This is a genomic window from Mesorhizobium sp. M1142 (genome assembly GCF_040318565.1).
Taxonomy (GTDB): domain Bacteria; phylum Pseudomonadota; class Alphaproteobacteria; order Rhizobiales; family Rhizobiaceae; genus Mesorhizobium.
In genome coordinates, this window is record NZ_JAMYMK010000001.1 from 535,963 (window position 1) to 561,307 (window position 25,345).

Consider the following 25,345-nt stretch of genomic DNA (forward strand, 5'->3'; position numbering starts at 1 on the left):
GGTCAATCCGCGTCAACTCAGCGGAATGTCGTTGTCGGCCTTGCTAGCCTGGTAGGCGCCGGACAGTTCGTCGTAGCGTGCGGAGATTTTGCCGATCCGCGTCTCCAGTCGCAGGCGTTCGGTCTCAGGCAGCGATCGCACCAATTTGCGGATCGAAAAGCTCCTCCAGTAGGCATTCTCGGCATTGTAGCCGCCGGGATCGAGGGTGAAGACCTCCTTCAGGATCTTCAGATCGTGCGGGATGTCGAAGCTGTCGCGCGAATCCTCATGGCTGAAAAGATAGTAGAAATTGTCGAAGCCGGTCCAGGTGATCGCCGACAGGCAGAGCGAGCAGGGTTCGTGCGTGGCAAGAAAGATCGCGTTCTTGGTATCGACGCGTTCGGCCTTAGGCATTTCGTAGAAGCGCTTCAGGCAGTGCATCTCGCCGTGCCAGAGCGGATTTTCGATCTCGTTGTTGGTTTCGGCAAGCACCAGCGAACGGTCGTCCTTGCGCAGGATCGCCGCGCCGAACAGTTTGTTGCCGTGCGCGACGCCTTCGACGGTCTTCGGCACGATGTCGTGCTCGATGACATCGAGCAGGCGATCGATCAGCGAACTGTCGGTCATCACCGGCTCCCGTCGGGAAGATGGATTTCGTAAGGATGCGAGAAATGACACTCTTCGAGATTGGAGCCGTCGCCGCCGCGGTCGACGACCACAAAATCCTGGACGTCGCCGATCGGCGTCAGCACGCCGTGCCACAGATTGCGCGGGTAGTTGACGCCTTGCCCGGGCGCGGTGATGAAGGCGTGCGGCTCGCCAGGTCCTTCCTCGCCATCATGGCAGACGACGACCAGGAACGGCCGTGGTGACAGCGGGATGAAGGCCTGGCTGCCGAACGGATGGCGCTCCACCATTGTCAGCTTCAACGGCAGTTCATAGGGCGTGCCACGCACCATGGAGATCAGCACGCGCGCATTCGGCCCTCGTGCTTCCGCGGTGGCGAGGTCGTGGTAGCGCTCGGCCTTGCCGCCATTGATCGGATAATGGTTGTCGCTGCCCATATCGATGACGTCGCCGAATTCGGCGAAGGTCTCGCGGGTCAGCGGCCGGGCGACGATTCGGGTCATGGCGCGCGCCTCGCGACGCCGGCGCCGCCAAGCTTGGCATGCCGGTTGACGTCCTTGTAAAGCAGGTAGCGGAATTTTCCGGGGCCGCCGGCATAGCAGGCCTGCGGGCAGAAGGCGCGCAGCCACATATAGTCGCCGGCCTCGACCTCGACCCAGTCCTGGTTGAGGCGGTAGACCGCCTTGCCTTCCAGCACGTAGAGCCCGTGCTCCATCACATGAGTCTCGGCGAAGGGAATGACCGCACCAGGCTCGAGCGTGACGATGGTGACATGCATGTCGTGGCGCATGTCGGCCGGATCGACGAAGCGCGTCGTCGCCCATCGGCCTTCGGTACCCGGCATCGGCGTCGGCGCGATGTCCTGTTCGTTGGCGAAGAACGCTTGCGGCTGGTCGATGCCGTCGACTGCGTCATAAGTCTTGCGGATCCAGTGGAAGCGGACGGCGGCACCGCTTTCATTGCGCACCGTCCATCCGCTCGCCGGCGGCAGGAAGGCAAAGCCGCCCGGCCTTAAGCTATGTTTCTTGCCGGCAAGCGAAACGCATAGCTCGCCTTCGACCACGAACAGCGCACCTTCGGCGGCGGCGTCAAGCTCAGGGCGGTCGCTGCCGCCGCCGGGCGCGAGCTCGACGATGTATTGCGAAAACGTCTCGGCAAAACCCGACAGCGGCCGAGACAGCACCCAGATCCGTGTCCCATCCCAGAACGGCAAAGCGCTGGTGACGATGTCCTGCATCACGCCTTTGGGGATCACGGCATAGGCCTGTGTGAACACAGCGCGGCCGGTCAGCAATTCACTCTGGCCGGGATGTCCGCCTTGCGGCGCATAATAGGTTCGCTCGGCCATTTTCATCATATCCATAAATTCAAGCCTGTTGCGGAAGCCAGGGCCTATCGCGGCAGCCAAGGCCTATTGCGGAAGCATGTCCTTGAGACGAAGCAGCGCGATGCGCTCGACCTGTCTGCAGGCGGTTTCGAATTCGACGTCGTGGCTGTTGCCGATACGCGCTTCGAACTCGGCCAGGATCTCCGCCTTGGTCCTGCCTTTCACCGCGATGATGAAGGGGAAACCGAAACTGGTGACGTAGGCGGCATTGAGTTTTGCGAACAGCTCGCGCTCCTTCTCGGTCAGCGCGTCGAGCCCTGCCGAAGCTTGCTCCTTGGCCGATTCGTCCGTCAACCTTCTGGCCTGCGCCAGTTTTCCGGCAAGATCGGGGTGGGCATTGAGCACGGAAAGCCGCTCGGCCTCGCTTGCTGCGCGAAACACGCGGCAGAGCGCATTGTGCAGGCCGCCGGCACTGTCATGGGCCGGGCCGAGCTCCAGCCCATAAGCGCGCTCGGCAACCCACGGCGAATGCTCGAACACGCCGCCGAATGTGTGGACGAAGGCCTCGAATTCCATTTTCGACGGGCGCAGCGCCGGCAACCGGAACGGATGCGTCTCCTGCCAATGTTTTGCAATGTCGATGCGCCGTGCCAGCCAGACCTTGTCGTGCGATTTGACGTAGTCGATGAAGCGCTTCAGTGCCGCGACCCGGCCCGGCCGCCCAACCAGGCGGCAGTGCAGGCCGATATTCATCATGCGCCGCCGCCCTGCCTTGCCCTCGGCATAGAGCGTATCGAAACTATCCCTGAGATAGGCAAAGAACTGGTCGCCCGAATTGAAGCCCTGCGGCGTGGCAAAGCGCATGTCGTTGGCGTCGAGCGTGTAGGGGATGATCAGCTGCGGCTTCGCCGACCCGTCCGGTGTCACATGCTCGAACCAGTAGGGCAGTTCGTCGTCATATGTGTCCGACACATAGTCGAAGCCGCCCTCTTCCGCCGCCAGCCGCACCGTGTTGATCGAGGTGCGGCCGGTGTACCAGCCGGTCGGCCGCGCCCCTGTGACCTCATAATGCAGCCGGATCGCCGCCTCCATGTCGCGACGCTCGTCTTCCGGGGTATGGTCGCGGTAGTCGATCCATTTCAGCCCGTGCGAAGCGATCTCCCACCCGGCCTCCTGCATCGCCGCAACCTGGTCGGGCGAACGCGCCAGGGCCGTGGCCACGCCATAGCAGGTGATCGGCACCTGTGCCTCGCTGAACAGGCGCAGCAATCGCCAGAAGCCGGCTCGGGCGCCGTATTCGTAGATCGATTCCATATTCCAGTGGCGCTGGCCGGGCCAGGGCGCGGCGCCGACGATCTCCGACAGGAAAGCCTCCGAAGCCTTGTCGCCGTGCAGGACGCAATTCTCGCCGCCCTCTTCGTAATTGACGACGAACTGCACCGCGACATGCGCCCCGCCGGGCCATTTCGGATCCGGCGGATTGGCTCCGTAGCCGCGCATGTCTCGTTCGTAACGCATTCTCGCTCCTGCCGGAAATTGTGATCAGGATAGTCGAAAGGAGTGCCTGCGCATTCCCCCGAAATTTTTGAAAGTGTTTTTGTCGCGCTCCGCTCGACCGGGACTTATGCATCGCCTTTAATTGGCGCACAATTCATGAATAGTGTTCGACCGTTCAGGGAATGGAGCAGCCAGTGGCGGAAACGTCGAAAGCCGAAGGCGGGCGCTTGACGACCCATGTCCTCGACACAGCGGCCGGCAAACCGGCGGCCGGTCTGTCGATCGAGCTCTATCATCTTGACGGGCAGGCCCGGACGCATCTGAAAACGGTTGTCACCAATGATGACGGCCGCTGCGATGCTCCACTGCTTGCCGGCGCGGAATTCCGCACCGGCCAATACGAGCTGGTCTTTGCGGCCGGCGATTATCTGCGCGGGCAAGGGACAAAACTGGCGGAACCGGCCTTCCTCGACCATGTGCCGATCCGCTTCGGTATGGCCGAGCCGATGCACTATCATGTGCCGCTGCTTCTGTCGCCGTACGGCTATTCGACCTACCGGGGAAGCTGAGATGGCCGGGATCAAGACACGCAACGAAATCCGCTTCATCCTCAATGGCGAGGACGTCGCGCTCGGCACGGTTGCACCCGACCAGACCCTGCTCGACTGGCTGCGGCTCGACCGCTCGCTGCGCGGCACCAAGGAAGGCTGCGCCGAGGGCGACTGCGGCGCCTGCACGGTGCTGGTCGGCAGGCTCTCGGCCGGCAGACTGGTCTATGAAAGCGTCAATGCCTGCATCCGCTTCCTTGGCTCGCTGGACGGCACGCATGTCGTGACCGTCGAGCATCTGCGCGGCGGCGCAGGAAAGCTGCACCCCGTGCAGCAGGCGATGGTCGATTTTCACGGCTCGCAATGCGGCTTCTGCACGCCGGGTTTCATCATGTCGCTTTATGCGCTGTGGATGCGGTCGCCGGAGCCGTCGGACGCGCCAATAGAAAAGGCGCTGCAAGGCAATCTCTGCCGCTGCACCGGCTACGAGGCGATCATGCGCGCCGCACGTGCCATCTCCAGCTACGGCACGGCGGCAAAGGATCCGTTGGCGGTGGAGCGCAAGGCAGTCACGGCCAAGCTCGAAGCGATGAAGGACGGTTCGCGCATCGAGATCGGCTCCGGCAACAAGCGGCTGATCGTGCCGGCCGATGCCGACGATCTGGCCAGCGTGCTGATCAAGGAGCCGGGCGCCACCATCGTCGCGGGTTCGACCGATGTCGGCCTTTGGGTGACCAAGCACATGCGCGATATTGCGCCGGCGATTTTCATCGGCAATCTCGATGGTCTGTGCGGGATTTCCGAGGACAAGGGCGTCATCTCGATCGGCGCCGGTGTCACCTATAGCGAGGCCTTCTCGACGCTGGCGAAACGCATCCCGGCGCTGGGCCCGCTGTTCGATCGCATCGGCGGCGATCAGGTGCGCAACATGGGCACCATCGGCGGCAATATCGCCAACGGTTCGCCGATCGGCGACACGCCGCCGCCGCTGATCGCACTCGGTGCCCGCCTGACGCTGCGCCGCGGCGACAAGCGGCGGACGATCCCGCTGGAGGATTTCTTCATCGCTTATGGCCGACAGGACCGGCAGCCCGGCGAATTCGTCGAGGCCGTGCATGTCCCGGTGCCGGCCGGCGAGACGAAATTTGCAGTCTACAAGATCACCAAGCGCCGCGACGAAGACATCACAGCAGCGCTGGGCGCGTTTTTCCTGAAGCTCGCCGAGGATGGCACGGTGGCGGATGTGCGCATCGCCTATGGCGGCATGGCGGCAACGCCGAAGCGCGCCTTTGGCGTCGAAAAGGCATTGCTGGGCAGGCCCTGGACGGAAGCGACGGTCGAGGCGGCGATGGCCGCGTACGCCGGCGATTTCACCCCGCTGACCGACATGCGGGCAAGCGCCGAATACCGGGCGCTGGCGGCACGCAACCTGCTGCTGCGCTTCTTTGCCGAAACCACCGGCACCCGGGCGCCGATCCAGGTATCACGGCACGAGGCGGCATGATGAACAAGCACGCCACGCCAAACCTGAAGGCGCAAAAAATCGCCGGCGGCGTCGCCACTGACCAGCGCCATGATTCCGCGCACAAGCATGTCAGTGGCACGGCCGTTTACATCGACGACATGCCGGAACCGGCCGGCACGCTGCACGGCTGCCTTGGGCTTTCGACGGCGACGCATGCCACCATCACCAGCATGGATCTTTCGGCGGTACGCGCCGCACCCGGCGTCGTCGATGTGCTGACCGCGAGCGACGTGCCAGGCGAGAACGACATTTCGCCGACCGGCCGTCACGACGAGCCGGTGCTGGCCGACGGCAAGGTGCAATTTTTCGGTCAGCCGATCTTCTGTGTCATCGCTGAAACCCGCGAGCAGGCGCGCCGCGCGACAAGGCTGGCCAAGGTCGAATACGAGGAATTGCCGTTCGTCGCCGATATCGGCGAGCTCAATCCCGGGAAAGACAAGCTGGTCACGCCGCCGCTGACGCTGAAGCGCGGTGACGCAGCGGCTGCGATCAATGCGGCGCCGCGCCGGCTGAAGGGAAAAATGCGCATTGGCGGCCAGGAGCATTTCTATCTCGAAGGCCATATCGCCTTGGCCATCCCTGGCGAGGACCACGACGTCACCATCTATTCCTCGACCCAGCACCCGAGCGAAATCCAGCACATGGTCAGCCATGCGCTCGGTGTTCCGAGCCACGCGGTGACGGTGGAAATCCGCCGGATGGGCGGCGCTTTCGGCGGTAAGGAAACGCAAGGCAATCAGTTTGCGGCATTGGCCGCTATCGCCGCGAAGAAACATCATCGGGCCGTAAAAATCCGGCCCGACCGCGACGACGACATGATCGCCACCGGCAAACGCCACGATTTCCTCGTCGACTACGAGGTCGGCTTCGACGATGAGGGCAATATTCTGGGCGTAGATTTCGTGTTCGCGGCGCGCTGCGGCTTCTCGGCCGACCTCTCCGGCCCGGTCACCGACCGCGCGCTGTTCCATTGCGACAACACGTATTTCTGGCCGGCGGTGCACGCGCAGTCGGCGCCGCTCTACACCAATACGGTATCCAACACCGCCTTTCGCGGCTTCGGCGGCCCGCAAGGCATGGTCGGCGCCGAGCGCGTCATCGACGAAGTCGCGTTTGCCGTCGGCAAGGACCCGCTCGAAATCCGCAAGAAGAATTTCTACGGCACCTCAGACCGCAACATCACGCCCTACCACCAGACGGTCGAGGACAACATCATCCACCGCATAGTCGCCGAGCTGGAGGCGAGTTCCAACTATGCGAGGCGCCGCCGCACTATCGATGCTTTCAATGCCAACAGCCGCTTCATCAAGCGCGGACTGGCGCTGACGCCGGTCAAGTTCGGCATCTCGTTCACCGCCACCCATTACAACCAGGCCGGCGCGCTGGTGCATGTCTATACCGATGGTTCGGTGCATCTGAACCACGGCGGCACCGAGATGGGGCAGGGCCTCTATGTCAAGGTGGCGCAGGTTGTGGCGGAAGAGTTCCAGATCGACCTCGATCAGGTCAAGATCACCGCGACGACGACCGGCAAGGTGCCGAATACCTCGGCCACCGCCGCGTCTTCCGGCTCCGATCTCAACGGCATGGCGGCGCAGAATGCCGCCCGCCAGATCAAGGACCGGTTGACCAATTTTGCCGTCGAGAGATACCAGGTGCCGCGCGACCAGGTGCTGTTCCTGCCCAACCGCGTGCGCATCGGCAACCAGGAGATCGCCTTCGCCGATCTCGTCAGGCAGGCCTATATGGCGCGCATCCAGCTTTCGGCGGCGGGTTTCTACAAGACGCCGAAAATCCATTGGGACCGCGACAAGGGCGAGGGCCGTCCCTTCTACTATTTCGCCTATGGCGCCGCGTGCTCGGAAGTCTCTGTCGACACGCTGACCGGCGAATATATCGTCGAGCGCACCGACATTCTGCACGAAACCGGCCGCTCGCTGAACCGCGCCATCGACCTCGGCCAGATCGAGGGCGGCTTCGTCCAGGGCATGGGCTGGCTTACAACGGAGGAACTGTGGTGGGACGACAAGGGGCGGCTGCGCACCCATGCGCCATCGACCTACAAGATCCCGCTCGCGTCGGACCGGCCGAAGATCTTTAATGTGACTTTGGCCGACTGGGCGCAAGCAGGCGAGCCGACGGTGTACCGCTCCAAGGCGGTCGGCGAGCCGCCCTTTCCGCTCGCAATGTCGGTGCTGCATGCGCTGTCGGACGCAGTGGCGAGCGTTGCCGGCCACAAGATCTGCCCACGCCTCGACCCGCCGGCCACGCCGGAGCGTGTGCTGATGGCGATCGAACGGCTGAAGCGGGAAGCCAGGACCGGCACTTGAATCCCGGAAACGTGCAATTCAGGCCGAAAAACTCTATATTTCCCGATAGGGAACACGAAATTATGAACGCGAAAGTGCAGAGCCTGAAAGCCTTTCTTGCCGGCGCCCGCCGGGTCGCCTTAGTTGAGGTGGCCGGGACAAAAGGTTCGACGCCGCGCGAGACGGGTGCCTTCATGCTCGTCTCAGGATCGGCCACTTTCGGCACGATCGGCGGCGGCCAGCTCGAATACATGGCGATCGACAAAGCGCGGCAGATGCTTTTCTCCCCCCTTGAGGGGGAGATGGCCGCGGAGCGGCCAGAGGGGGTCGTCTCAGAAGGCACCGCCGGTGCGTCGAGCACTGCCGCAGCGACCCCACCCGGCGGCTTCGCCGCCACCCTCCCCTCAAGGGGGAGGGATACCCTCGACATCGCGCTCGGCCCGGAGATCGGGCAGTGCTGCGGCGGCAGGGTCGAGCTGCTGATCCAGCTGGTCGACCCCGCGCTTGAAGCCAAGCTGGTTGCGGCGGCGGAAGCCGAGGAAGCGCAGCTACCGCATGTCTACATCCTCGGCGGCGGCCATGTCGGCCAAGCGCTGGCCTCGGCGATGGCCTTGCTGCCGGTGCATATCGTCGTTGTCGAGACACGAGCCGAGGCGCTCAAAGGCATGCCGGAAGCAGTCGAAACCAAGCTGACGCCGATGCCTGAGGCGATGGTGCGCGAAGCCCCGGCTGGATCGGCCTTCGTCGTCCTCACCCATGACCACGCGCTGGACTTCCTGATCGTCGCCGAGGCTCTGAAACGCCGGGATGCCGCCTATGTCGGCATGATCGGCTCCAGAACCAAGAAGGCGACGCTCCGGAACTGGTTCCTGAAATCGGCGGAAGGAAGCGAGGCGGAATTTGCCCGCCTCGTCTCGCCGATCGGCGGCGATGCCGTTAAGGACAAGCGCCCGCAGGTGATCGCCGCACTCGCCGTAGCCGAGATTATGACGGCGTTGGCCGGCCATGCGGCGGCACCGTCCGCTCAATCCAAAGCCCCTCACCGCAAGGCGATGGCCGGCTGACGTTTTGGCTATTCCTTCTCCTGCGTGTGCGCCTCAAGGAACCACAGCAATTTGTCGAGCGAGCGTGAATAGGCGGTGAAGATGTCGGCGGTGTCGGCATCGCCCGCGCCAGCCGCCTCGTCGATCGCCGCGCGTGCCCGCTTGGCGGTTGCGGCATAGCGGTCGATCAGCGCCGCCAGATGATCCCGGGTCTTGTGGATGTCGGTCGGATAGGCCTCGAGCATAGTCGCCTTCGACACCTCTTGCGATGTGCCGAGCGCCGTCCCGCCGAGTTGTACGGCGCGCTCGGCAATGGTGTCGACATGGCCGTCGATCTCCTCGCGGAACGTGTCGAGCATCTCGTGGATGGCGATGAATTGCGGTCCCTTGACGTTCCAGTGCGCCTGCTTGGTGATCAAGGCCAGATCGATGGCGTCGGCAAGGCGGGCATTGAGAAGATCGATACACTCTTTCTTGGCATTGGATTGCAGGTCGTTGCGGGTGGCGATGGCATCCATGATCGGCTCCTGTGGCGGTTGCGTCCGCTTGGTTTGAAAAAGGGCGAAGTTTGTGGAAGGTCAATCGAACATGCGCGCAGACGCCCTCATCGCCGCGCGGCACAGCATGCCAAAACGGCGATCTCCGACTTTCGTTCCGCTCGTCGTTTACGCCGGCCTTTTCAAGCCCAGATGGTCGCGCAGCGTGCTGCCTTCATAATCCGTACGGAACAGCCCGCGCCGCTGCAGCTCCGGCACGACTAGTGTGGCAAAGGCATCGAGTTGGCCGGGAAAATAGGATGGCATGACGTTGAAACCGTCTGCCGCGCCGCCCTCGAAGCGTGCCTCGAGCTCGTCGGCGATCTGGGCGGGCGTTCCGACGACGCGCCAATGGCCGCGCGCGCCGGCGAAATGACGGGCAAGCTGGCGAATGGACAGCTTGTCGCGGCGTGATTGCTCGATGACGAGCGCCTGCCGGCTCTGCATGCCTTCGCTGGCCGGCAGTTCGGGCAGCGGTCCGTCGATGGGATAGCGCGCGAGATCGGATATGCTGAGATAGCTGGAAAGCAGCGCGACACCGACATCGTCCGGTATCAGCTCCTGCAGCTCATCATGTTTTGCCCGGGCTTCCGCTTCGCTTGCCGCGACGACCGGCGCGACGCCGGGCATGATCTTGACGTCCTCCGGCTCGCGCCCATGGGCAGCCAGCCGTCCCTTGAGGTCGTCGTAGAAGGCCTTTGCCTCCTCGAATGTTTGCGCCGCAGTGAACACCACATCGGCGGTCCGGGCGGCGAGATCGCGGCCCTCATCCGACGCTCCCGCCTGGACCATAACCGGTGCACCTTGTGGCGAGCGCGGCAGATCGAGCGGGTCACGCGCCGAAAAACTTCTGCCTTCGTGTCCACCCTGGCCTTGCCAAAGGCCAGCAACCACGGCAGCGAATTCGCGCGCGCGTTCGTAGCGGTCCGCATGTGGGCGCAGTCCGGTCGAGCCGAAATTGGCGGCCTCGATCTGGCTGGCCGAAGTGACAAGGTTCCAGCCGGCTCGGCCGCCGCTCAGATGGTCGAGCGACAGGAAGGTTCGCGCAAGCCCGTAAGGCTCGTTATAGCTCGTCGACGCCGTTGAGACGAGGCCGATGCGCTCCGTCTGCACCGCGAGCGCCGCAAGCAGGCTGATCGGCTCGAAGCCGATCGAGCGCGACGTTTGGCTGGCGATGTTGACATTGGCTTCGCGCACGCCGGCGGCGTCCTCGCAGAAGATCATGTCGAACTTTGCCGCTTCCGCCGTCCGCGCCAGCTGGATGTAATGATGGATGTCGATACCGGCCGTGACATGCGCTTGCGGATGGCGCCAGGCGGCGATGTGGTGGCCTGTCGCCCACAGGAAGGCGCCGAGCTTCATCTGGCCCCGAGGGGCGCTCATTGCCGATCCTCCCCTGCAAGCCCGAGATGGGCGCGCAGTGTCGTCGTGCTGTAGCCGGACCGGACAAGGCCGCGGCGGCGAAGCTCCGGCAGCACGAGACCGACGAAATCGTCGAGCGCCGATGTGAACGGCATGGCGACGTTGAAACCGTCGCAGGCTTTCGAGCGAAAGCACTCTTCGAGCCTGTCCGCAAACCGGTCCGGCGCGGCGGTTATTTCGGCGCTGCCGGTAACGTTCATCAGCACTTTCAGCGCCTCCGGCCTGCGCCCGAAAGTAAGCGCACGGCGCTTCAGATCGCCCGACTTGGCCGGCTCGATCGATGGCTCATCCAGCAGGACGACATCGGCGGTGCGGGCGGCGATATCCATGGCGGGTTCGGACAGGCCGGACATGACCAGCACCGGCGTGTCCTGCGGCGACCGCGCCACGTTGAGCGGCCCGCGCACGGAAAAATATTCGCCCTTGTGGTCGAGAAGGTGCATCTTCTCGGGATCGAAGAAGCGGCCGCCAACTTTGTCGAACAGCAGCGCGTCTGCGTCCCAGCCTTTCCATAAACCTTGCACGATGCCGATGAATTCCTCTGCGCGCAGGCGGAGATCGTCGCCGAAAAACCCTTCCGGCCGGCTGAAATTGGCCGCCTCGCGCGGGTCGGGCGTCATGCTCGCGTTCCAGCCGGCGCGACCATGGCTGATAATATCGAGCGAGGCGAAACGACGCGCGAGATTGTAGGGCTGGTGGGCGACCGTCGACGCTGCCGCGACGAGGCCGATCCTGCTTGTCACCGTAGCCAGCGCTGCCAGCAAGGTCGTCGCTTCGAAGCGCATTTGCCGGTTCGGCCCACTTGCAACCGGCGCGGAATCGCCGCGCAACACCATGTCCAGGCCGGCCGCTTCGGCTTCTTGCACGAACCGCGCCAGCAGACTGAAGTCCGGGCCGGCGCCGGGCGGATGGGAAGGGGCGGCTTCCGGAGACAGTGAAACGGCGAGACACATTGTGGCGCCGTCGGCCATCGCTTTTCCCTGTTGAGCGAGATTCCTTGGGAATTATCTCGTCGGCCGGACGGAAAGCAACCGGCCAGCCGGCGATCATTTGCCGGCCAGAATATCCCGGATCAGCCGCTGGCAGCGCTCGGCCATGAAATCGAGCAGCAGCCGCACCTTCGGATCCTGCAGCTTTTTGTGTGGATAGACGGCGGCAAACTGCACCGGCGTCGGCGGCGTGTTGCTCAGGATCACCTTCAGCCGCTGGTCGCGGATAAACGGCTCGACCTCGAAGCGCGGTTTGTTGATGATGCCGCGGCCGGACAGCGCCCAGCCGGTCAGCACGTCGCCATCATCGGTATCGTAGGGGCCGTGCACCTCGAACTTTTGCGGCCCGTTCGGCGTCTGCAGCGTCCAGACATATTCGCGCGCGCCGGAATAGCGCAGCATCAGGCAATCGTGCTTCTTGCCGATCAGTTCCTGCGGCTCTCTCGGTTCGCCGCGCGCCTCCAGATATTGTGGGGCCGCCACCAGCACGCGCTCGCATTCCATAATGCCGCGCATTCTCAGGCTGGAATCCTCGATGATGCCCAGCCGGAACGCAACGTCGATGCCTTCTTTCATGATGTCGACATTGTGGTCGGAAAGCCGGAGCCGCACCTCGATATCGGGGTACCTGTCGTGGAAATCCGGAATGCCCGATGCCACCAGCCGCCGCCCGAGGCCGAGCGGAGCTGTCACCTTTATCGTGCCGCGCGGCTGGCCGGATAACGCGCTGACTGCCGCTTCCGCCTCGGTGACCGCATCCAGTACCTGCTTGGCGCCGGAGTAGAACACCGTGCCGTGCTCGGTCGGCATCAATTGCCGCGTTGTGCGGTTGAACAGCCTGACCCCAAGATGCTTCTCGAGCTCCTTGATCCGGTTGGAAGCGACCGCCGGCGAAATGCGCATGTCGCGCCCAGCCGCCGACAAATTGCCGAGCTCGACGACACGGACGAAAACGGCGATGTTATCGAGATAGGCCATGCGGCTTTCGTGGCTCTCATGTAGCTGCGTATGATCAGCCTAGTATTTTCCAATTTTTTTTGAAAGTCATCGTGCGTCTCGGCCCTTTCCGTTTGCGCTCCAACCCGTAAAGTCAGCCGATCGGCAGGGACGATTTTTCATGATGGATTTCGCGATATTCTGGGATTGGCTGAGTTTCGCCGTGCGCTGGCTGCACGTCGTCACCGGTATCGCCTGGATTGGATCGTCCTTTTATTTCGTCGCGCTCGACCTCGGGCTGCGCCAGCGTCCGGGCATGCCTGCCGGAGCCTTCGGCGAGGAATGGCAGGTGCATGGCGGCGGCTTCTACCACGTGCAGAAATACCTGGTGGCGCCGGCCGAAATGCCCGAGCACCTGACCTGGTTCAAATGGGAATCCTACGCCACCTGGCTGTCGGGCTTCGCCATGCTGTGCATCGTCTACTATGCCGGGGCGGACCTGTTCCTGATCGATCCGAATGTGCTTGCCATGTCGGTGCCTGCAGGCATCTTGCTGTCGCTGGCGACGATCGGCGTCGGCTGGGTGGTTTACGATCTCTTGTGCCGTTCGCCGCTTGGCAACAGCGACACCGGCCTGATGCTGGTGCTCTACGGCGTGCTGGTGTTCATCGCCTGGGGCCTGACCCACCTGTTCACCGGCCGCGCCGCTTTCCTGCATCTCGGCGCCATCACCGCGACGATCATGTCGGCCAACGTTTTCATGGTCATCATCCCCAACCAGAAGATCGTCGTCGCCGACCTGATCGCCGGCCGTAAGCCCGATCCGAAATACGGCAAGATCGCCAAACAGCGCTCGCTGCACAACAACTACCTGACGCTGCCGGTTTTGTTCCTGATGCTGTCGAACCATTATCCGCTGGCGTTCGGCACAGAGTTCAACTGGGTCATTGCCTCGCTGGTGTTCATCATCGGCGTGCTGATCCGGCACTATTTCAACACCAGGCATGCGCGCAAAGGCAATCCGACCTGGATCTGGCTGGCCGCCGCCGTCCTGTTCGTCGTCATCATCTGGCTGTCGACGGCACCGAAGCTGCTGACCGGCGAGGTCAAAACGTCCTCGGCGGCACAGGTCTACGTCGCCTCGGCGCATTTTCCCGCCGTGCGTGATACGGTGCTTGGCCGCTGTTCGATGTGCCATGCGGCGGAGCCGTCCTACGAGGGCATTTACCACGCGCCTAAGGGCGTGATGCTCGATACCGATGCCGGCATCGCCGAGCACGCCGGCGAGATCTACCTGCAGGCCGGACGCAGCCACGCCATGCCGCCCGCCAACGTCACCCAGATCACCGACAAGGAACGGGCACTGCTGGTAGCCTGGTTCGAAGGCGCGGGGAAATAGCATGACCAGCACGCTCCTGCGCGGCCGCACGCTGTCGTTTTTGCGCTGGCCAGAAACTATCGACGACCATTCCGCCTGGCGCTACGAGCAAGATGGCGGCCTGCTGATGCGCGACGGAAGGATCGTTGCCGCTGGCGCCTATGCCGAAGTCGAGAAAAAGGCGGGCGAGGGAACAAAAAAGATCGACCATAGGCCACATCTGCTGCTGCCCGGGTTCATCGATGCGCATGCACATTTTCCGCAGATGCAGGTCATCGCTTCCTTCGGCGCCGAGCTGCTCGACTGGCTGAACACCTACACCTTTCCGGAAGAGGCCAAATTCCAGAACGCCCAGCATGGCCGCCGTATCGCCAGGCTGTTCCTGGATGAAGTGTTGCGCCACGGCACGACGACTGTCGCAGCCTATTGCTCGGTGCACAAGGAATCTGCCGAAGCGTTCTTTGCCGAGTCGCATGACCGCAACATGCTCAACATCGCCGGCAAGGTGATGATGGACCGCAACGCGCCGGAAGGCGTGCTCGACACGCCGCAATCGGGTTATGACGACAGCAAGGCGTTGATCGAGGAATGGCACGGCAAGGGGCGCCAGCACTATGCCATCACCCCGCGCTTCGCCATCACCTCGTCGCCCGAGCAATTGGAGATGGCGGGCGCGCTCTGCCGCGAATATCCTGATCTGCACATGCAGACGCATTTGTCGGAAAACCATGCCGAGATCGCCTTCACGCAGCAGCTTCATCCGCAGGCGCGCGACTATACCGATGTCTATGAGCATTACGGGCTGCTCGGCCGCAGAAGCATGTTCGGCCATTGCATCCATCTCTCGGAACGCGAGGCGGACGCGCTTTCCGATAGCGGCTCGGTGGCGGTGTTCTGCCCGACCTCCAACCTGTTTCTCGGCTCGGGCCTTTTCGATTATCAGCGCTTTCGCCGCCGCGAGAAGCCGCTTCGCATCGCCGCCGCCACCGATGTCGGCGGTGGCACCAACTATTCGATGCTGCGCACCATGGACGAGGGCTACAAGGTGATCGCGCTGAACGGCGAGAAGCTCAATCCGTTCCAGTCGTTCTGGCAATTGACCCGCGGCAATGCCGAGGCGCTGTCGCTTGCGGAAAAGATCGGCACCCTGGAGGAAGGCAGCGACGCAGATATCGTCGTGCTCGACGCCCGCGCCACGCCGGCGATGCGGCTGCGGGTGGAGACGGCGGACACGCTCGCCGAGGAATTGTTTCTGCTGCAGACGCTCGGCGACGACCGCGCCGTGCGCGAGGTCTATGTCGCCGGCCGCGCGGCCAAGACGGACATGGCGGTTTAGCTGTCGCATGCGACCGGCTTGACCGTGCGGCAGCCATCCTGCAAAGCGTGCGGCGAAGTTGACAGGGGAACGACATGGCCGTTGCGGACGACATCGCTCTGATCACGAAACAGGAAGCCACGCTTGTCTTTTCGGCCTTCGATGAAGCCGTAGCTTTCGAGATCGGCTCGGCGATCCGCGACCGGGCTCTCAAGGAAAACCTGCCGATCATCGTCGATATCAGAACCTTCGACCGGCCGCTGTTCTATGCGGCAATGCCCGGCTCGAACGCTTCCAATCCGGATTGGGCGCGGCGCAAGATCAACGTGGTGCGGCGGTTCCTGAAAAGCACCTACCGCATGGTGCTGGAGCAGCAGCGCCCCGACCGCAGCTTCAAGCCAGGCGAGGGATTGGATACTGCCGACTACGTGCTGGCCGGCGGCGGCTTTCCCATCTCTGTCAAGGGCGCCGGCGTCATTGGCGTGATCGCCGTCTCCGGCCTGCCGGAGCGTGAGGACCATGGCGTGGTCGTCGATGCGCTGTGTGAGCATCTCCGCATCGACGCGCGCGAGCTGGCATTGCCGGCGGAAGCAAAATGACAGAGGTAGACCCCAAATCCTTTCTCATTTCGATCTTCAACGCCGCCGTTGCCGCCGCCGATCCCCAGAGGACGATCAAGGATCATCTGCCGGCAAGGCCCAAGGGCCGCACGATCGTCATCGGTGCAGGAAAAGGCTCGGCGCAGATGGCGGCGGCTTTCGAGAAGGTGTGGGACGGGCCGATCGAAGGGCTGGTCGTCACCCGCTACGGCTATGGCGCGGCCTGCCGGCGCATCGAGATCATCGAGGCGGCGCATCCGGTGCCGGATGCCGCGGGGCTCGCAGCTTCCCGGCGGCTGCTCGAAAAAGTCCAGGAACTGACTGCGGACGACCTCGTCGTGGCGCTCATTTCGGGCGGCGGCTCGGCGCTGCTGCCGTCACCTGCCGAAGGCCTGACGCTGGCCGACGAGATCGCCGTCAGCGAGGCGCTGCTCGCCTCCGGCGCGCCGATCGCCGCGATGAACACCATCCGCAAACATCTTTCCACGATCAAGGGCGGCAGGCTGGCGGCCGCCGCATATCCGGCCAAGGTGGTCTCGCTGGTTGTTTCTGACATTCCGGGCGACGATCCGGCTCTGGTCGCTTCTGGTCCGACCGTACCGGATATAGGCAGTCGTAAGGACGCATTGGCGTCGATCGCTGCCTATGGCATGAACCTGCCGGCTTCGGTCATGGCGCATATCAATTCGCCGGCGGCCGATGCGCCACGACCGGACGACCCGCGTTTTATCCGCAACGAGGTGCATCTGATCGCTTCCGCCGGCGTCTCGCTGGAAGCCGCAGCGGCCGAAGCGAAGCGCCAAGGCATTCAGGCGATCATTCTCTCCGATTCCATCGAGGGCGAAGCGCGTGAGGTCGGCGGCGTCCACGCCGCGATCGCGCGCGAAGTGGCGACGCGCAACCGGCCGTTTGCAAAGCCGGTTCTGATCCTGTCCGGCGGCGAGACAACGGTGACCTTGCGCGCGAAAGGCAAAGGCGGCCGCAACTCGGAATTCCTGCTCGCCTTCGCCATTGGCATCAGCGGCATGGTCGGCGTGCACGCACTGGCCGCCGACACCGACGGCATAGACGGTTCGGAAGACAATGCCGGCGCCTTCGCCGACGGCTCGACGGTGTCGCGGATGCGTAAGGCGGGCGTCGATGCCAAGGCCATGCTTGCCGGCAACAACGCCTGGACGGCATTCAATGCCGTAGACGACCTTTTCGTATCCGGTCCGACCGGCACAAACGTCAACGATTTCCGGGCGATATTGATCAAATAGCTCAGGCGGCCATCAGCTTTTTCACCGCTCTCATATCCTGCAGGAACCGGTCGCGTTCTGCCTGCTTATCCGCCGGCTCGCGAATGCGCAGGATGAAGGACGGGTGGATGGTGACGAAGACACGCAAGCCATCGTCGCGCTCCACCACCGCCCCGCGCATCTTCATGATCGGCACCACCTTGCCGAGCAGCGCCTGCGCCGCCGTCGCGCCGAGCGCTACCGCCAGATTGGGCTTGATCAGATCGATCTCCTTGTCGAGCCACCAGCGGCAAGCCTGCACCTCGCCGGCATTGGGCTTCGAGTGGATGCGCCGCTTGCCGCGCGGCTCGAACTTGAAATGCTTGACCGCGTTGGTGACGTAGACTTTCAGCCGATCGACGCCCGCATCGTCCAGGATCGCGTCGAACACCTTGCCGGCCGGACCGACGAAAGGCTTGCCCGCCAGATCCTCCTGGTCGCCCGGCTGTTCGCCGACGAAGATCACCTTGGCTATATCAGGGCCTTCACCGAACACCGTCTGCGTGGCGTCGTGCCATAGCGGACAGCGGCGGCAGATCTTGGCCGTTTCGCGCAGTTCAGGAATCGTTCTGGCGTCGATTTCTGTCGTTTCCGGAGACTTGCTTGGAGGCAAGCTTCTTGCCTGCACCTTGGCATCGTGCGGCGTCGGGGTTGGCTGCATCCTGGCGATCATGACTAAGGCGGCCTTGTTCGCTCCTGCAATCAGACACGCAATGAGCAAAGCCCGCCGAAGGTTCCGCTGAAATTATTCCGCATGGGCCTTCGACGGCGGATGGCCGACGATGTGATGCCCTACACCTCGTGCAGATAGAGGTGATAATCCAGTTCGCTGACCGTGCGCGCCACGCGCAGATATTCCGATTGCTTGATCGCCACGAACGTCCGGTGCAGGTCTTCGCCCAATGCGCCCTTGAGGAAACTCGACGCCCTTGCCGCCTCGATCGCGGCACGCCAGTCGACCGGCATCGTCGTGCGCGTGACGGCCGATTCGTAGCCATTGCCGGTGGTTTCGGGACCGGGATCGAGGCCTTCGTCAAGGCCTTTGACGATGCCTGCCAGCACCGTTGCTGCCACAAGGTAAGGATTCGCGTCGACGCCCGACGGCCGGTGCTCGATGCGCCGATTTTTTGCGTCGCCGGCCGGCACACGCAGTGCCACCGAACGGTTGTTGACGCCCCAGGTCGGCGCCACCGGCGCATAGGATTGCGAGACGAAGCGCCGCCACGAGTTGGCGTGCGGCGCAAAGACCAGCATCGATTCCGCCATCGTCTGGATCAGTCCGCCGAGGCCGCGCAGCAGCGGCAGCGACCAGCTTTCACCGCCGGTTTCGGCAAAGACATTCTTGCCGGCATCGTCCAGCAGCGAGACATGAAAATGCATGCCCGAGCCGGCATATTTCTCGATCGGCTTGGCCATGAAGCAAGCGGTGACACCATGACGGCGCGCCTGCGCCCGCACCAGACGCTTGAGCATGACGAGATCGTCAGCCGCCCGCATCACATCCTTGCGGTAGTTGAGCGTCAATTCGTACTGGCCCGGCGCATATTCGGAAATGACCGTCTCGGCCGGGATGCCTTGCACCTTGGCTGCAGCATAGATGTCGGAAAACAGTGGCTCCATGCCGTGCAGATGGTCGACGGAATAGACCTCCGTCTTGGCCGAGCGGCGTCCGTCGAGCACCGCGTGCGCCGGCTGCACCTTGCCTTCGGCATCGCGCTCGTTGGCGAGCAGGAAGAATTCGAGCTCGAAGGCGCCGGCCGGATGCAGGCCCTTGGCCGCAAGGATATCCACCTGGCGGGCGAGCGCCAGCCGCGGGTCGGACGACATCGGCTGACCGTCGAGATGGTACATCGCCATCAGCACCTGGCCGCGCGGCGGCTGCGTGCCGAACAGCGGCACCAGCGTGCCAGGGATCGGCCATGCCCGGAGATCGCCGTCGCCAGTCCTCCAGATCAGCCCGGTCTCGTGCACGTCCTCGCCGGTGATATCGAGGCCGAGGATCGAGATTGGCATGTGCCGGCCGTTCTCGAAGATGCTCGTCAGTTCGTGCCGGCGCACGATCTTGCCGCGCCCGACACCGTTGGCGTCGGTCAGCACGATATCGAAGGCTTCGATCTCGGGATGGGCCTCGAGAAAGGCTCGCGCCTCTGCCGGCGTGGAACCCGAAGGTGACGTCACTATGGAACTCAAATCTGGCTTGCGTGCTTCTCTCATGTCGCAAGCTTGTCTCACGCCGTGAGCCTGGCCGCAACCGCCGCGAAGGCGGTCATCAGCCGGTTCACCTGGGCCGCACTCGTGGCCGGGGAGATCAGCATCATGTTGTGGAAGGGCGCGATCAACACGCCGCGATTGGCCAGCGCGACATGCATCGCCGCTTCGAGTTCGGGCGCATGGGCTGCTTCCGCTTGGCCGCCATTCCTCAGCGGGCCGGGCGCGCAGATGAACTCGACGCGGGCGCCGACACGTGAGACATGCCAGGGCAGCCGGTAGCGGTCGATGACGGCGGTCAGTCCGGCGTCGAGCCGCCGCGCCAGATGATCCATATGGCCGTAGGCCTCGTCGGTCATCACCTCTTCCAATGCGGCGCGCATCGCCGCGAATTGCAGCGGATTGCCCGACAGTGTCGTCCCCATGCCTGAATAGCCCGGTTCCTTCACCCTGTTATAGGCGGCATAGCGGGTCGCGACGTCCTCGCTCATCCCCCACACACTGGCCGGCACGCCGCCGGCGATCGGCTTGCCGAGCACGAACAGATCAGGCTCCAGCCCGAATTTTCTCGTATAGCCGCCGGGACCGGTCGAGATGGTATGCGTCTCGTCGATTAGCAGCAGCGTGCCGGTCGCACGAGTAAGACGCCGCAAGCCATCATGAAAGCCGGCTTCGGGCAGCACCATGCAGGAGTTGGTCAGCACCGGCTCGGTGATGACGCAGGCGACATCGTTGCCCCGGAGTGCCGCGTCGAGCGCCGGCAGATCGTTGAACTCGACGACATCAGTTGCCCGTGTCAGGTCGCGGAACTCGCCGGCCAATCCCGGCCGGTTGACCGGTCTGCCGTCGATCAGCCGCACCATAGTCTCGTCGACCGAGCCGTGATAGCAGCCGTTGAAGACCAGAATCTTCTCGCGGCTGGTGACGGCGCGGGCAACGCGTAACGCAAAGCGGTTGGCGTCGGTCGCCGTCGTTGCGATCTGCCAGAAAGGCAGGCCGAACCGCTGTTTCAGCAGCGGCCCGATGGCCAGTGCGTCTTCGCTGGGCAGCATATAGGTCAGGCCGCGTCCGGCCTGCCGGCGGATGGCGCGGGCGACCGGCGGCGGCGAATGGCCGAACATCGAGCCGGTGTCGCCAAGACAGAAATCGTCCAGTCGGTTGCCGTCGATGTCGGTGATCGTGGCGCCCCTGGCGCTGTCGACCAGAATCGGGAAAGGCGTCGGCCAGTCGTTCATCCAGTGCATCGGCACGCCGCCGAAGAAGCCGGGCAAGCCATTGCCGATTATGGCCATCGATTTCGGCCGCGCCCGGCGGAAGACTTCTGCCTCGGTCTCGTACAACTCGGCGATCCGGGCCAGGCCGATGCCGCCGATGGAAGTCTTTGCATGGTCGATGACGTTCATGGCGGCCCCTCTCAGTCGCAGTTTAGACAATCGGCATCCGCCACCGCAATTGGCCGGGCGGCTGCCCTGTGTTGGGTCAGCGGTATTTAAATGGAAACAGGCGCTTGACCGCGAGTCGCCTTCGGGCGCCAATGCTGCTTCGGCCGGAGGGGACAAGATGGTGCGGGCGATCGTCTGCGCAGCAACGCTGCTGTCGTCGGTTGGTGCGGCTCTGGCGTCGGGCGGCATCTGGTGTTCCGCCGAGGATGCAGCCGTCAAATTTCAGGTCGGTGCCGGGGTCACCAGAGGCATGGGCGGGCCGACCTTCAATTTTAGCGGCGAGCTCGAAATTCTGGGCAGGCCGGCTGCCGACAGTCTGCGCAAGACGGTGTTCGGGGATCAGAACCTCACGCAATATTGGCTCGACAACAAGGAATTGCGGCTGCTCGTCTACCACGAACGGCAGGTCGAAAATGCCTACGGCTATGTCGAACTGGCGATCCTGACCAAGGCCAGCGACGAAGGCGTCTATGACGGCCGCTATTTGCTCTCAATCTATGATGTTACGGCTGATGCCGAAAAGGACGGCAAACCGGATGAATTGACCGGCAAAGTATCTTGCGGAGCCGAGTAAGTAACAGGCTACGCCGCAATATCGATGACGCCGCAGTCGCCGGCAGCACTGCCGAAGACGACGCGGCGCTCTTGCCTGTCCCACATCATCGAGGTGACGGCGCCCTTGCCCGGCCGGCGCAAAAGCACTTCCCTGGCGTCGGCGAAACGCACCGCCATCACCATGCCGTCATCATAGCCGACAGCAACGACGTCCTGGCTCGGGTGACAGGCGACGGAGGTGACCATCGCATTGCCGCGCGTGCCGAGTTCCAGCGGCGCCTTGCCCATCGGCCCGTCCTTGCCCGAAAACGGCCAGACGATCGCCGCCGGCGCGCCGGAACTCGCCAGCCATTTGCCCTTGGCGCTCCACGACAGGCTTTTGACCTTGCCGGGGTAGCCGGACATCCGCATGTGCTTGCCGTCGGCGAGCTTCCAGCCATGCAGCGCGTTTTCCTGCATGGTGGTGACGACGAAGCCGCCGTCCGGCGAGAAGGTGATGCCGGTGTGTGCACCGGCCCATTCGAGTTCGACCGGCTTGCCGTCGGCGGCCGGGAAATGCAGCGTCGCGCCATTGTAGCGGGCAACGCCGAAGCGCATGCCCTTGGGCGAGAAGGCCAGCCCCTCGACCGAGCGCGGATGCGAGAATTCCCTGGTTTTGCCGTCGGCAAAGCGCACATAGGCAATCTTGCCCGAAGCATAGGCAACAGCGCCTTGCGGCCCGGCGGCGACGCTGGTGATCCATTTTTTGCCTGCGGTCGCCAATTCCGCGGTATTGCCGCCAGCGGTCACGCCAAAGATCCTGCCGTCCTCACCACCGGTGATCAGCCGGTCGTTCGCCGCATCATGGAAGGCGGCGAGCATCCCGTCATTGGCCTGCACCGTCTTGTGGCCGTGGTCAAGCCGATGGATTGTGCCGTCAGCCAGCGCAAAGTGCGGCACGTCGCCGAGGAACACGGCGGCGAGGCAGTGGCCTTCGAGATCGAGCGGGGCGACTGTGGGCATGAGAGATAATTCCGTCCGAGGTTTCTGCTGCCTCACCCTTAAGGGGTTGAGCTGCCCGTCTCAACCCGTGCTTCGGATCGTCGTGAGTAGAGAGCGCCAGCGTTGCGGCTGCCCCTCCTCCCACAAGGGGGAAAAGGAAGAAGGTAGCTAAATCAAGCGGCCTGGCAGGCCTCGAAGCTTGTCTTCAGCCGCTCGGCATCGAGTTCGCGTCCGATGAACACCAGCCGGCTCTCGTGTTTCTCGCCGTCCTTCCAGGCGCGCTGGTGGTCGCCCTCGATGATCATGTGCACGCCCTGGATGACATAGCGCTCGTCATCGCCTTTCAGCGCGATGATCCCTTTCAGCCGCAGGATGTTCGGGCCTTCCATCTGGGTGACCTTCTCGATCCACGGGAAGAACTTTTTCGGGTCCATCTCGCCACCGCGCAGCGACACCGACTGCACGGTCACGTCATGGATGTCGGAAGGGTGCGCATGATGATGGCCGTCATGATCGTGGTGATCATGGCCGTCGTGATCATGGTGGTGGTGGTCATGATCATGATCATGATGGTCGTGATCGTCATGCGCCTCGAGGAAGTGCGGATCGTTCTCCAGCGCTCGGGACAGGTCGAACGCACCGCGATCCAGCACCTCGGACAGCGCCACGCTGGCGCGCGTGGTGCGATGGATGCGTGCCGCCGGGTTGATGGCGCGGATCGTTGCCTCAACCTTGCTCAGCTCTTCGGGGGTGACGAGATCGGTCTTGTTGAGCACGACGACGTCGGCAAAGGCGATCTGGTCCTCGGCCTCGCGGGAATCCTTGAGGCGCAGCGGCAAGTGCTTGGCGTCGACCAGCGCCACCACCGCATCGAGCCTGGTCTTGGAACGCACGTCGTCGTCCATGAAGAAGGTTTGTGCTACCGGCACGGGATCGGCGAGGCCTGTGGTCTCGACGACGATGGCGTCGAAGCGGCCGGGCCGGCGCATCAGGCCTTCGACGACGCGGATCAGGTCGCCGCGCACGGTGCAGCAGACGCAGCCATTGTTCATCTCGTAGATTTCCTCGTCGGATTCCACGATCAGCTCGTTGTCGATGCCGATCTCGCCGAATTCATTGACGATGACCGCGTAGCGCTTGCCATGGTTTTCCGAAAGGATGCGGTTGAGCAGTGTCGTCTTGCCGGCGCCAAGATAGCCGGTGAGGACGGTTACGGGGATCTGCGTCTGTGCGTCGCTCATATTGTGCCTCGAATAGGGATTGTCGGCTCCATATAGGATGTGTGCTCGGCTTTTGCACGAGCCAAACCGGTGGACCAAAGAGAGGCTGGTATTGCCGAACTTTCCTCACATTGCCGAACTTTCATTGGCGCGGGTTGGCGGTGGGCTTAGACAGGCAAAGGGTCATTCACGAGGGCTGTTCGCATTGAAGAGACGCCAGATGTCCGACAAGTCCTTGCCACTAAGCCGTCGGCAGGCGCTCCGTCTCGTTGCGGTTACCGCTGGCGGCATATTCCTGCCCGCCGGTGCAAGGGCCGGGAAGGTTTCGCCCTATGCCGGGCTTGCTTTGTTCGAAGCCGGTGCCGGCGTCTGCGCCATCACGCCCGAGGTCGCCGAAGGGCCGTTCTATTTCGACCCGAAGCTCGAACGCGCCGATATCACCGAGGGCAAGAAGGGCATCGCCCTCAATGTGCGGCTGCAAATCGTCGACGCCGCCTGCCGGCCGCTTCCCGGCGCACGCGTCGACATCTGGCATTGCGACGCCCAGGGCGCCTATTCCGGTTATCCCGGACAGGGCGACGGGCAGGATATCGACACGTCCGGCCAGAGTTTTCTGCGGGGCTGGCAGAGAACCGATGAAAGCGGCATCGCTTCTTTCGCCACCATCTATCCCGGCTGGTATCGCGGCCGCACCACCCACATCCATTTCAAGATTTTCCCTGACGACCGCTCGGTAATGACCGGCCAGATGTTCTTCCCCGACAGCCTCAGCGAGCAGATATTCGCCACCGTCGCGCCCTATAAAGATCGCCCGGGCAAACGCGATACATCGAACGCGCGGGACGGCATTGCGCGGCAGGCCGGGCTGCTGTCGCAGGCAGCGCTGCGGGAAATGGCGGACGCCTTTCAGGCCTTGATGGTGGTCGCGGTGAAGGCCGGTTGAGAACGCCTCGTCATGTCCCATCCAGCCCTTCCAGAAAGTCGTTTGTCATCTAACTGAAATAAACATCTGGCATTAGCCACGGCGAACACCGCGATGCTTGCCGGCAAAGCTATTTTCCGAGCCGGAATGTTTTCGATGGTCATTGCCAACCGGCGGCCTGCTTCTATGCTGTCCGCTCCGGTTCGGCCGAGGAGGGATGAGCATGGCCAAGGCGGACAAGACTGCAACAATGAGCCGGCTGCATTCGGCGGCGCGGCTGGCGCGCACGGCGCTCGCCGCCCGGCTTCTGGCGCATGGTTTCTATGCCGGCCAGGACCAGATCATGCTGGCGCTCGACCGCGAGGACGGGCAGACGCCCGGCAACCTTGCCGGCCGCCTCGGCGTGCGTCCGCCGACCATCACCAAGACCATCAACCGGCTGCAGGCACAGGGTTTTCTGGAAAAGCGCGCCTCCTCCGCCGATGCCCGCCAGGCGCATATTTTCCTCACCGACACCGGCCGCGAAATCATCCACGCCATCGAGAAATCGGTGAAGAAGACCGAAAAGCAGGCATTGAAGGGTCTCGACAAGAAGGATCAGAAAGCGCTGTTCAAGCTGCTTGCCCGCGTCGAGGCGAACCTGTCGAACGGCGAAATGGTGCTCCCGGATGACGACCTGGATATAGAAGAAAAGATGCTTGAATAGC

24 protein-coding genes are annotated in these 25,345 nt (G+C 63.4%); 11 read left to right on the forward strand and 13 right to left on the reverse strand.

Annotated elements, in window-relative coordinates; all coding sequences use genetic code 11:
• Positions 1 to 12: 12 nt before the first annotated feature.
• From NKH42_RS02640 to puuE, 4 genes are all read right to left on the reverse strand, one after another.
• A complete protein-coding gene (locus tag NKH42_RS02640; protein ID WP_352505911.1) occupies positions 13 to 606 on the reverse strand; it encodes a nucleoside deaminase in 594 nt (197 codons plus the stop codon).
• Positions 606 to 1,109 (reverse strand): ureidoglycolate lyase, encoded by a 504-nt coding sequence (locus NKH42_RS02645; protein WP_352505910.1) that lies wholly within the window; start codon positions 1,107 to 1,109, stop codon positions 606 to 608. The genes NKH42_RS02640 and NKH42_RS02645 overlap by 1 nt, the downstream gene beginning before the upstream one ends.
• The gene (locus tag NKH42_RS02650) at positions 1,106 to 1,954 is read right to left on the reverse strand and encodes a bifunctional allantoicase/(S)-ureidoglycine aminohydrolase (protein ID WP_502896203.1); all 849 of its coding nucleotides are present in this window, start codon (positions 1,952 to 1,954) and stop codon (positions 1,106 to 1,108) included. The genes NKH42_RS02645 and NKH42_RS02650 overlap by 4 nt, the downstream gene beginning before the upstream one ends.
• A gap of 63 nt (positions 1,955 to 2,017) precedes the next feature.
• Complete coding sequence (gene puuE, locus NKH42_RS02655) at positions 2,018 to 3,451, reverse strand: allantoinase PuuE (RefSeq protein ID WP_352505908.1); 1,434 nt, start codon at positions 3,449 to 3,451, stop codon at positions 2,018 to 2,020.
• Positions 3,452 to 3,624: 173 nt separating this feature from the next.
• On the opposite strand from puuE, the gene uraH reads away from it, so the two are divergent.
• The 4 genes from uraH to xdhC all read left to right on the forward strand — a co-directional run bounded on the left by uraH (position 3,625) and on the right by xdhC (position 8,876).
• A complete protein-coding gene (gene uraH / locus NKH42_RS02660) occupies positions 3,625 to 3,999 on the forward strand; it encodes a hydroxyisourate hydrolase (RefSeq protein WP_352505907.1) in 375 nt (124 codons plus the stop codon).
• A 1-nt stretch (position 4,000) separates the two neighbouring features.
• Positions 4,001 to 5,482: a xanthine dehydrogenase small subunit gene (gene xdhA / locus NKH42_RS02665; protein WP_352505905.1), complete on the forward strand. Its 1,482-nt coding sequence runs from the start codon at positions 4,001 to 4,003 to the stop codon at positions 5,480 to 5,482.
• Positions 5,482 to 7,833 carry a xanthine dehydrogenase molybdopterin binding subunit gene (gene xdhB, locus NKH42_RS02670; protein WP_352505904.1) on the forward strand — a complete coding sequence of 784 codons (2,352 nt, stop codon included), beginning with the start codon at positions 5,482 to 5,484 and terminating at the stop codon, positions 7,831 to 7,833. Before xdhA ends, xdhB begins: the two co-directional genes overlap by 1 nt.
• Before the next feature lie 62 nt (positions 7,834 to 7,895).
• Entirely contained in the window at positions 7,896 to 8,876 is a 981-nt protein-coding gene (gene xdhC, locus NKH42_RS02675) for a xanthine dehydrogenase accessory protein XdhC (protein ID WP_352505903.1), read from the forward strand.
• 8 nt (positions 8,877 to 8,884) lie between these two features.
• On the opposite strand, the gene dps is transcribed toward xdhC, so the two are convergent.
• The 4 genes from dps to NKH42_RS02695 all read right to left on the reverse strand — a co-directional run bounded on the left by dps (position 8,885) and on the right by NKH42_RS02695 (position 12,780).
• A complete protein-coding gene (gene dps / locus NKH42_RS02680; RefSeq protein ID WP_023676226.1) occupies positions 8,885 to 9,373 on the reverse strand; it encodes a DNA starvation/stationary phase protection protein Dps in 489 nt (162 codons plus the stop codon).
• Positions 9,374 to 9,520: 147 nt separating this feature from the next.
• Entirely contained in the window at positions 9,521 to 10,774 is a 1,254-nt protein-coding gene (locus tag NKH42_RS02685; RefSeq protein WP_352505902.1) for an LLM class flavin-dependent oxidoreductase, read from the reverse strand.
• Complete coding sequence (locus NKH42_RS02690) at positions 10,771 to 11,784, reverse strand: LLM class flavin-dependent oxidoreductase (protein ID WP_352505901.1); 1,014 nt, start codon at positions 11,782 to 11,784, stop codon at positions 10,771 to 10,773. The genes NKH42_RS02685 and NKH42_RS02690 overlap by 4 nt, the downstream gene beginning before the upstream one ends.
• A 75-nt stretch (positions 11,785 to 11,859) precedes the next feature.
• Positions 11,860 to 12,780 carry a LysR family transcriptional regulator gene (locus tag NKH42_RS02695; RefSeq protein WP_254816018.1) on the reverse strand — a complete coding sequence of 307 codons (921 nt, stop codon included), beginning with the start codon at positions 12,778 to 12,780 and terminating at the stop codon, positions 11,860 to 11,862.
• Between the two features lie 139 nt (positions 12,781 to 12,919).
• Here NKH42_RS02695 and NKH42_RS02700 point away from each other — a divergent pair, with 139 nt between their 5' ends.
• The 4 genes from NKH42_RS02700 to NKH42_RS02715 all read left to right on the forward strand — a co-directional run bounded on the left by NKH42_RS02700 (position 12,920) and on the right by NKH42_RS02715 (position 17,292).
• The gene (locus tag NKH42_RS02700; protein ID WP_352751851.1) at positions 12,920 to 14,137 is read left to right on the forward strand and encodes a urate hydroxylase PuuD; all 1,218 of its coding nucleotides are present in this window, start codon (positions 12,920 to 12,922) and stop codon (positions 14,135 to 14,137) included.
• A gap of 1 nt (position 14,138) precedes the next feature.
• The gene (gene guaD / locus NKH42_RS02705) at positions 14,139 to 15,452 is read left to right on the forward strand and encodes a guanine deaminase (protein ID WP_352505899.1); all 1,314 of its coding nucleotides are present in this window, start codon (positions 14,139 to 14,141) and stop codon (positions 15,450 to 15,452) included.
• A 74-nt stretch (positions 15,453 to 15,526) separates the two neighbouring features.
• A complete protein-coding gene (locus tag NKH42_RS02710) occupies positions 15,527 to 16,030 on the forward strand; it encodes a heme-degrading domain-containing protein (RefSeq protein ID WP_352505898.1) in 504 nt (167 codons plus the stop codon).
• Positions 16,027 to 17,292 (forward strand): glycerate kinase type-2 family protein, encoded by a 1,266-nt coding sequence (locus NKH42_RS02715; RefSeq protein WP_352973918.1) that lies wholly within the window; start codon positions 16,027 to 16,029, stop codon positions 17,290 to 17,292. The genes NKH42_RS02710 and NKH42_RS02715 overlap by 4 nt, the downstream gene beginning before the upstream one ends.
• Before the next feature lies 1 nt (position 17,293).
• Here the strand turns inward: NKH42_RS02715 and NKH42_RS02720 are convergent, their stop codons facing one another.
• From NKH42_RS02720 to NKH42_RS02730, 3 genes are all read right to left on the reverse strand, one after another.
• On the reverse strand, positions 17,294 to 18,016 hold the full coding sequence (locus NKH42_RS02720) for a UdgX family uracil-DNA binding protein (RefSeq protein WP_352686676.1): 723 nt from the start codon (positions 18,014 to 18,016) through the stop codon (positions 17,294 to 17,296).
• Between the two features lie 86 nt (positions 18,017 to 18,102).
• Positions 18,103 to 19,524, reverse strand: a complete 1,422-nt coding sequence (locus tag NKH42_RS02725; RefSeq protein WP_352686607.1) for a glutamine synthetase family protein — start codon at positions 19,522 to 19,524, stop codon at positions 18,103 to 18,105.
• A 14-nt stretch (positions 19,525 to 19,538) separates the two neighbouring features.
• The gene (locus NKH42_RS02730) at positions 19,539 to 20,921 is read right to left on the reverse strand and encodes an aspartate aminotransferase family protein (RefSeq protein WP_352686609.1); all 1,383 of its coding nucleotides are present in this window, start codon (positions 20,919 to 20,921) and stop codon (positions 19,539 to 19,541) included.
• A 157-nt stretch (positions 20,922 to 21,078) separates the two neighbouring features.
• On the opposite strand from NKH42_RS02730, the gene NKH42_RS02735 reads away from it, so the two are divergent.
• On the forward strand, positions 21,079 to 21,534 hold the full coding sequence (locus tag NKH42_RS02735) for a hypothetical protein (RefSeq protein WP_302893581.1): 456 nt from the start codon (positions 21,079 to 21,081) through the stop codon (positions 21,532 to 21,534).
• An 8-nt stretch (positions 21,535 to 21,542) separates the two neighbouring features.
• On the opposite strand, the gene NKH42_RS02740 is transcribed toward NKH42_RS02735, so the two are convergent.
• Positions 21,543 to 22,517: a WD40 repeat domain-containing protein gene (locus tag NKH42_RS02740; RefSeq protein ID WP_352686612.1), complete on the reverse strand. Its 975-nt coding sequence runs from the start codon at positions 22,515 to 22,517 to the stop codon at positions 21,543 to 21,545.
• 152 nt (positions 22,518 to 22,669) lie between these two features.
• Positions 22,670 to 23,737: a CobW family GTP-binding protein gene (locus NKH42_RS02745; RefSeq protein WP_352650084.1), complete on the reverse strand. Its 1,068-nt coding sequence runs from the start codon at positions 23,735 to 23,737 to the stop codon at positions 22,670 to 22,672.
• A gap of 199 nt (positions 23,738 to 23,936) precedes the next feature.
• Between NKH42_RS02745 and NKH42_RS02750 the strand changes: the two genes are divergently transcribed.
• Positions 23,937 to 24,659: an intradiol ring-cleavage dioxygenase gene (locus tag NKH42_RS02750; protein WP_352686615.1), complete on the forward strand. Its 723-nt coding sequence runs from the start codon at positions 23,937 to 23,939 to the stop codon at positions 24,657 to 24,659.
• A 202-nt stretch (positions 24,660 to 24,861) separates the two neighbouring features.
• A complete protein-coding gene (locus tag NKH42_RS02755) occupies positions 24,862 to 25,344 on the forward strand; it encodes a MarR family winged helix-turn-helix transcriptional regulator (protein ID WP_352686618.1) in 483 nt (160 codons plus the stop codon).
• The last annotated feature ends 1 nt before the right edge of the window (position 25,345 follow it).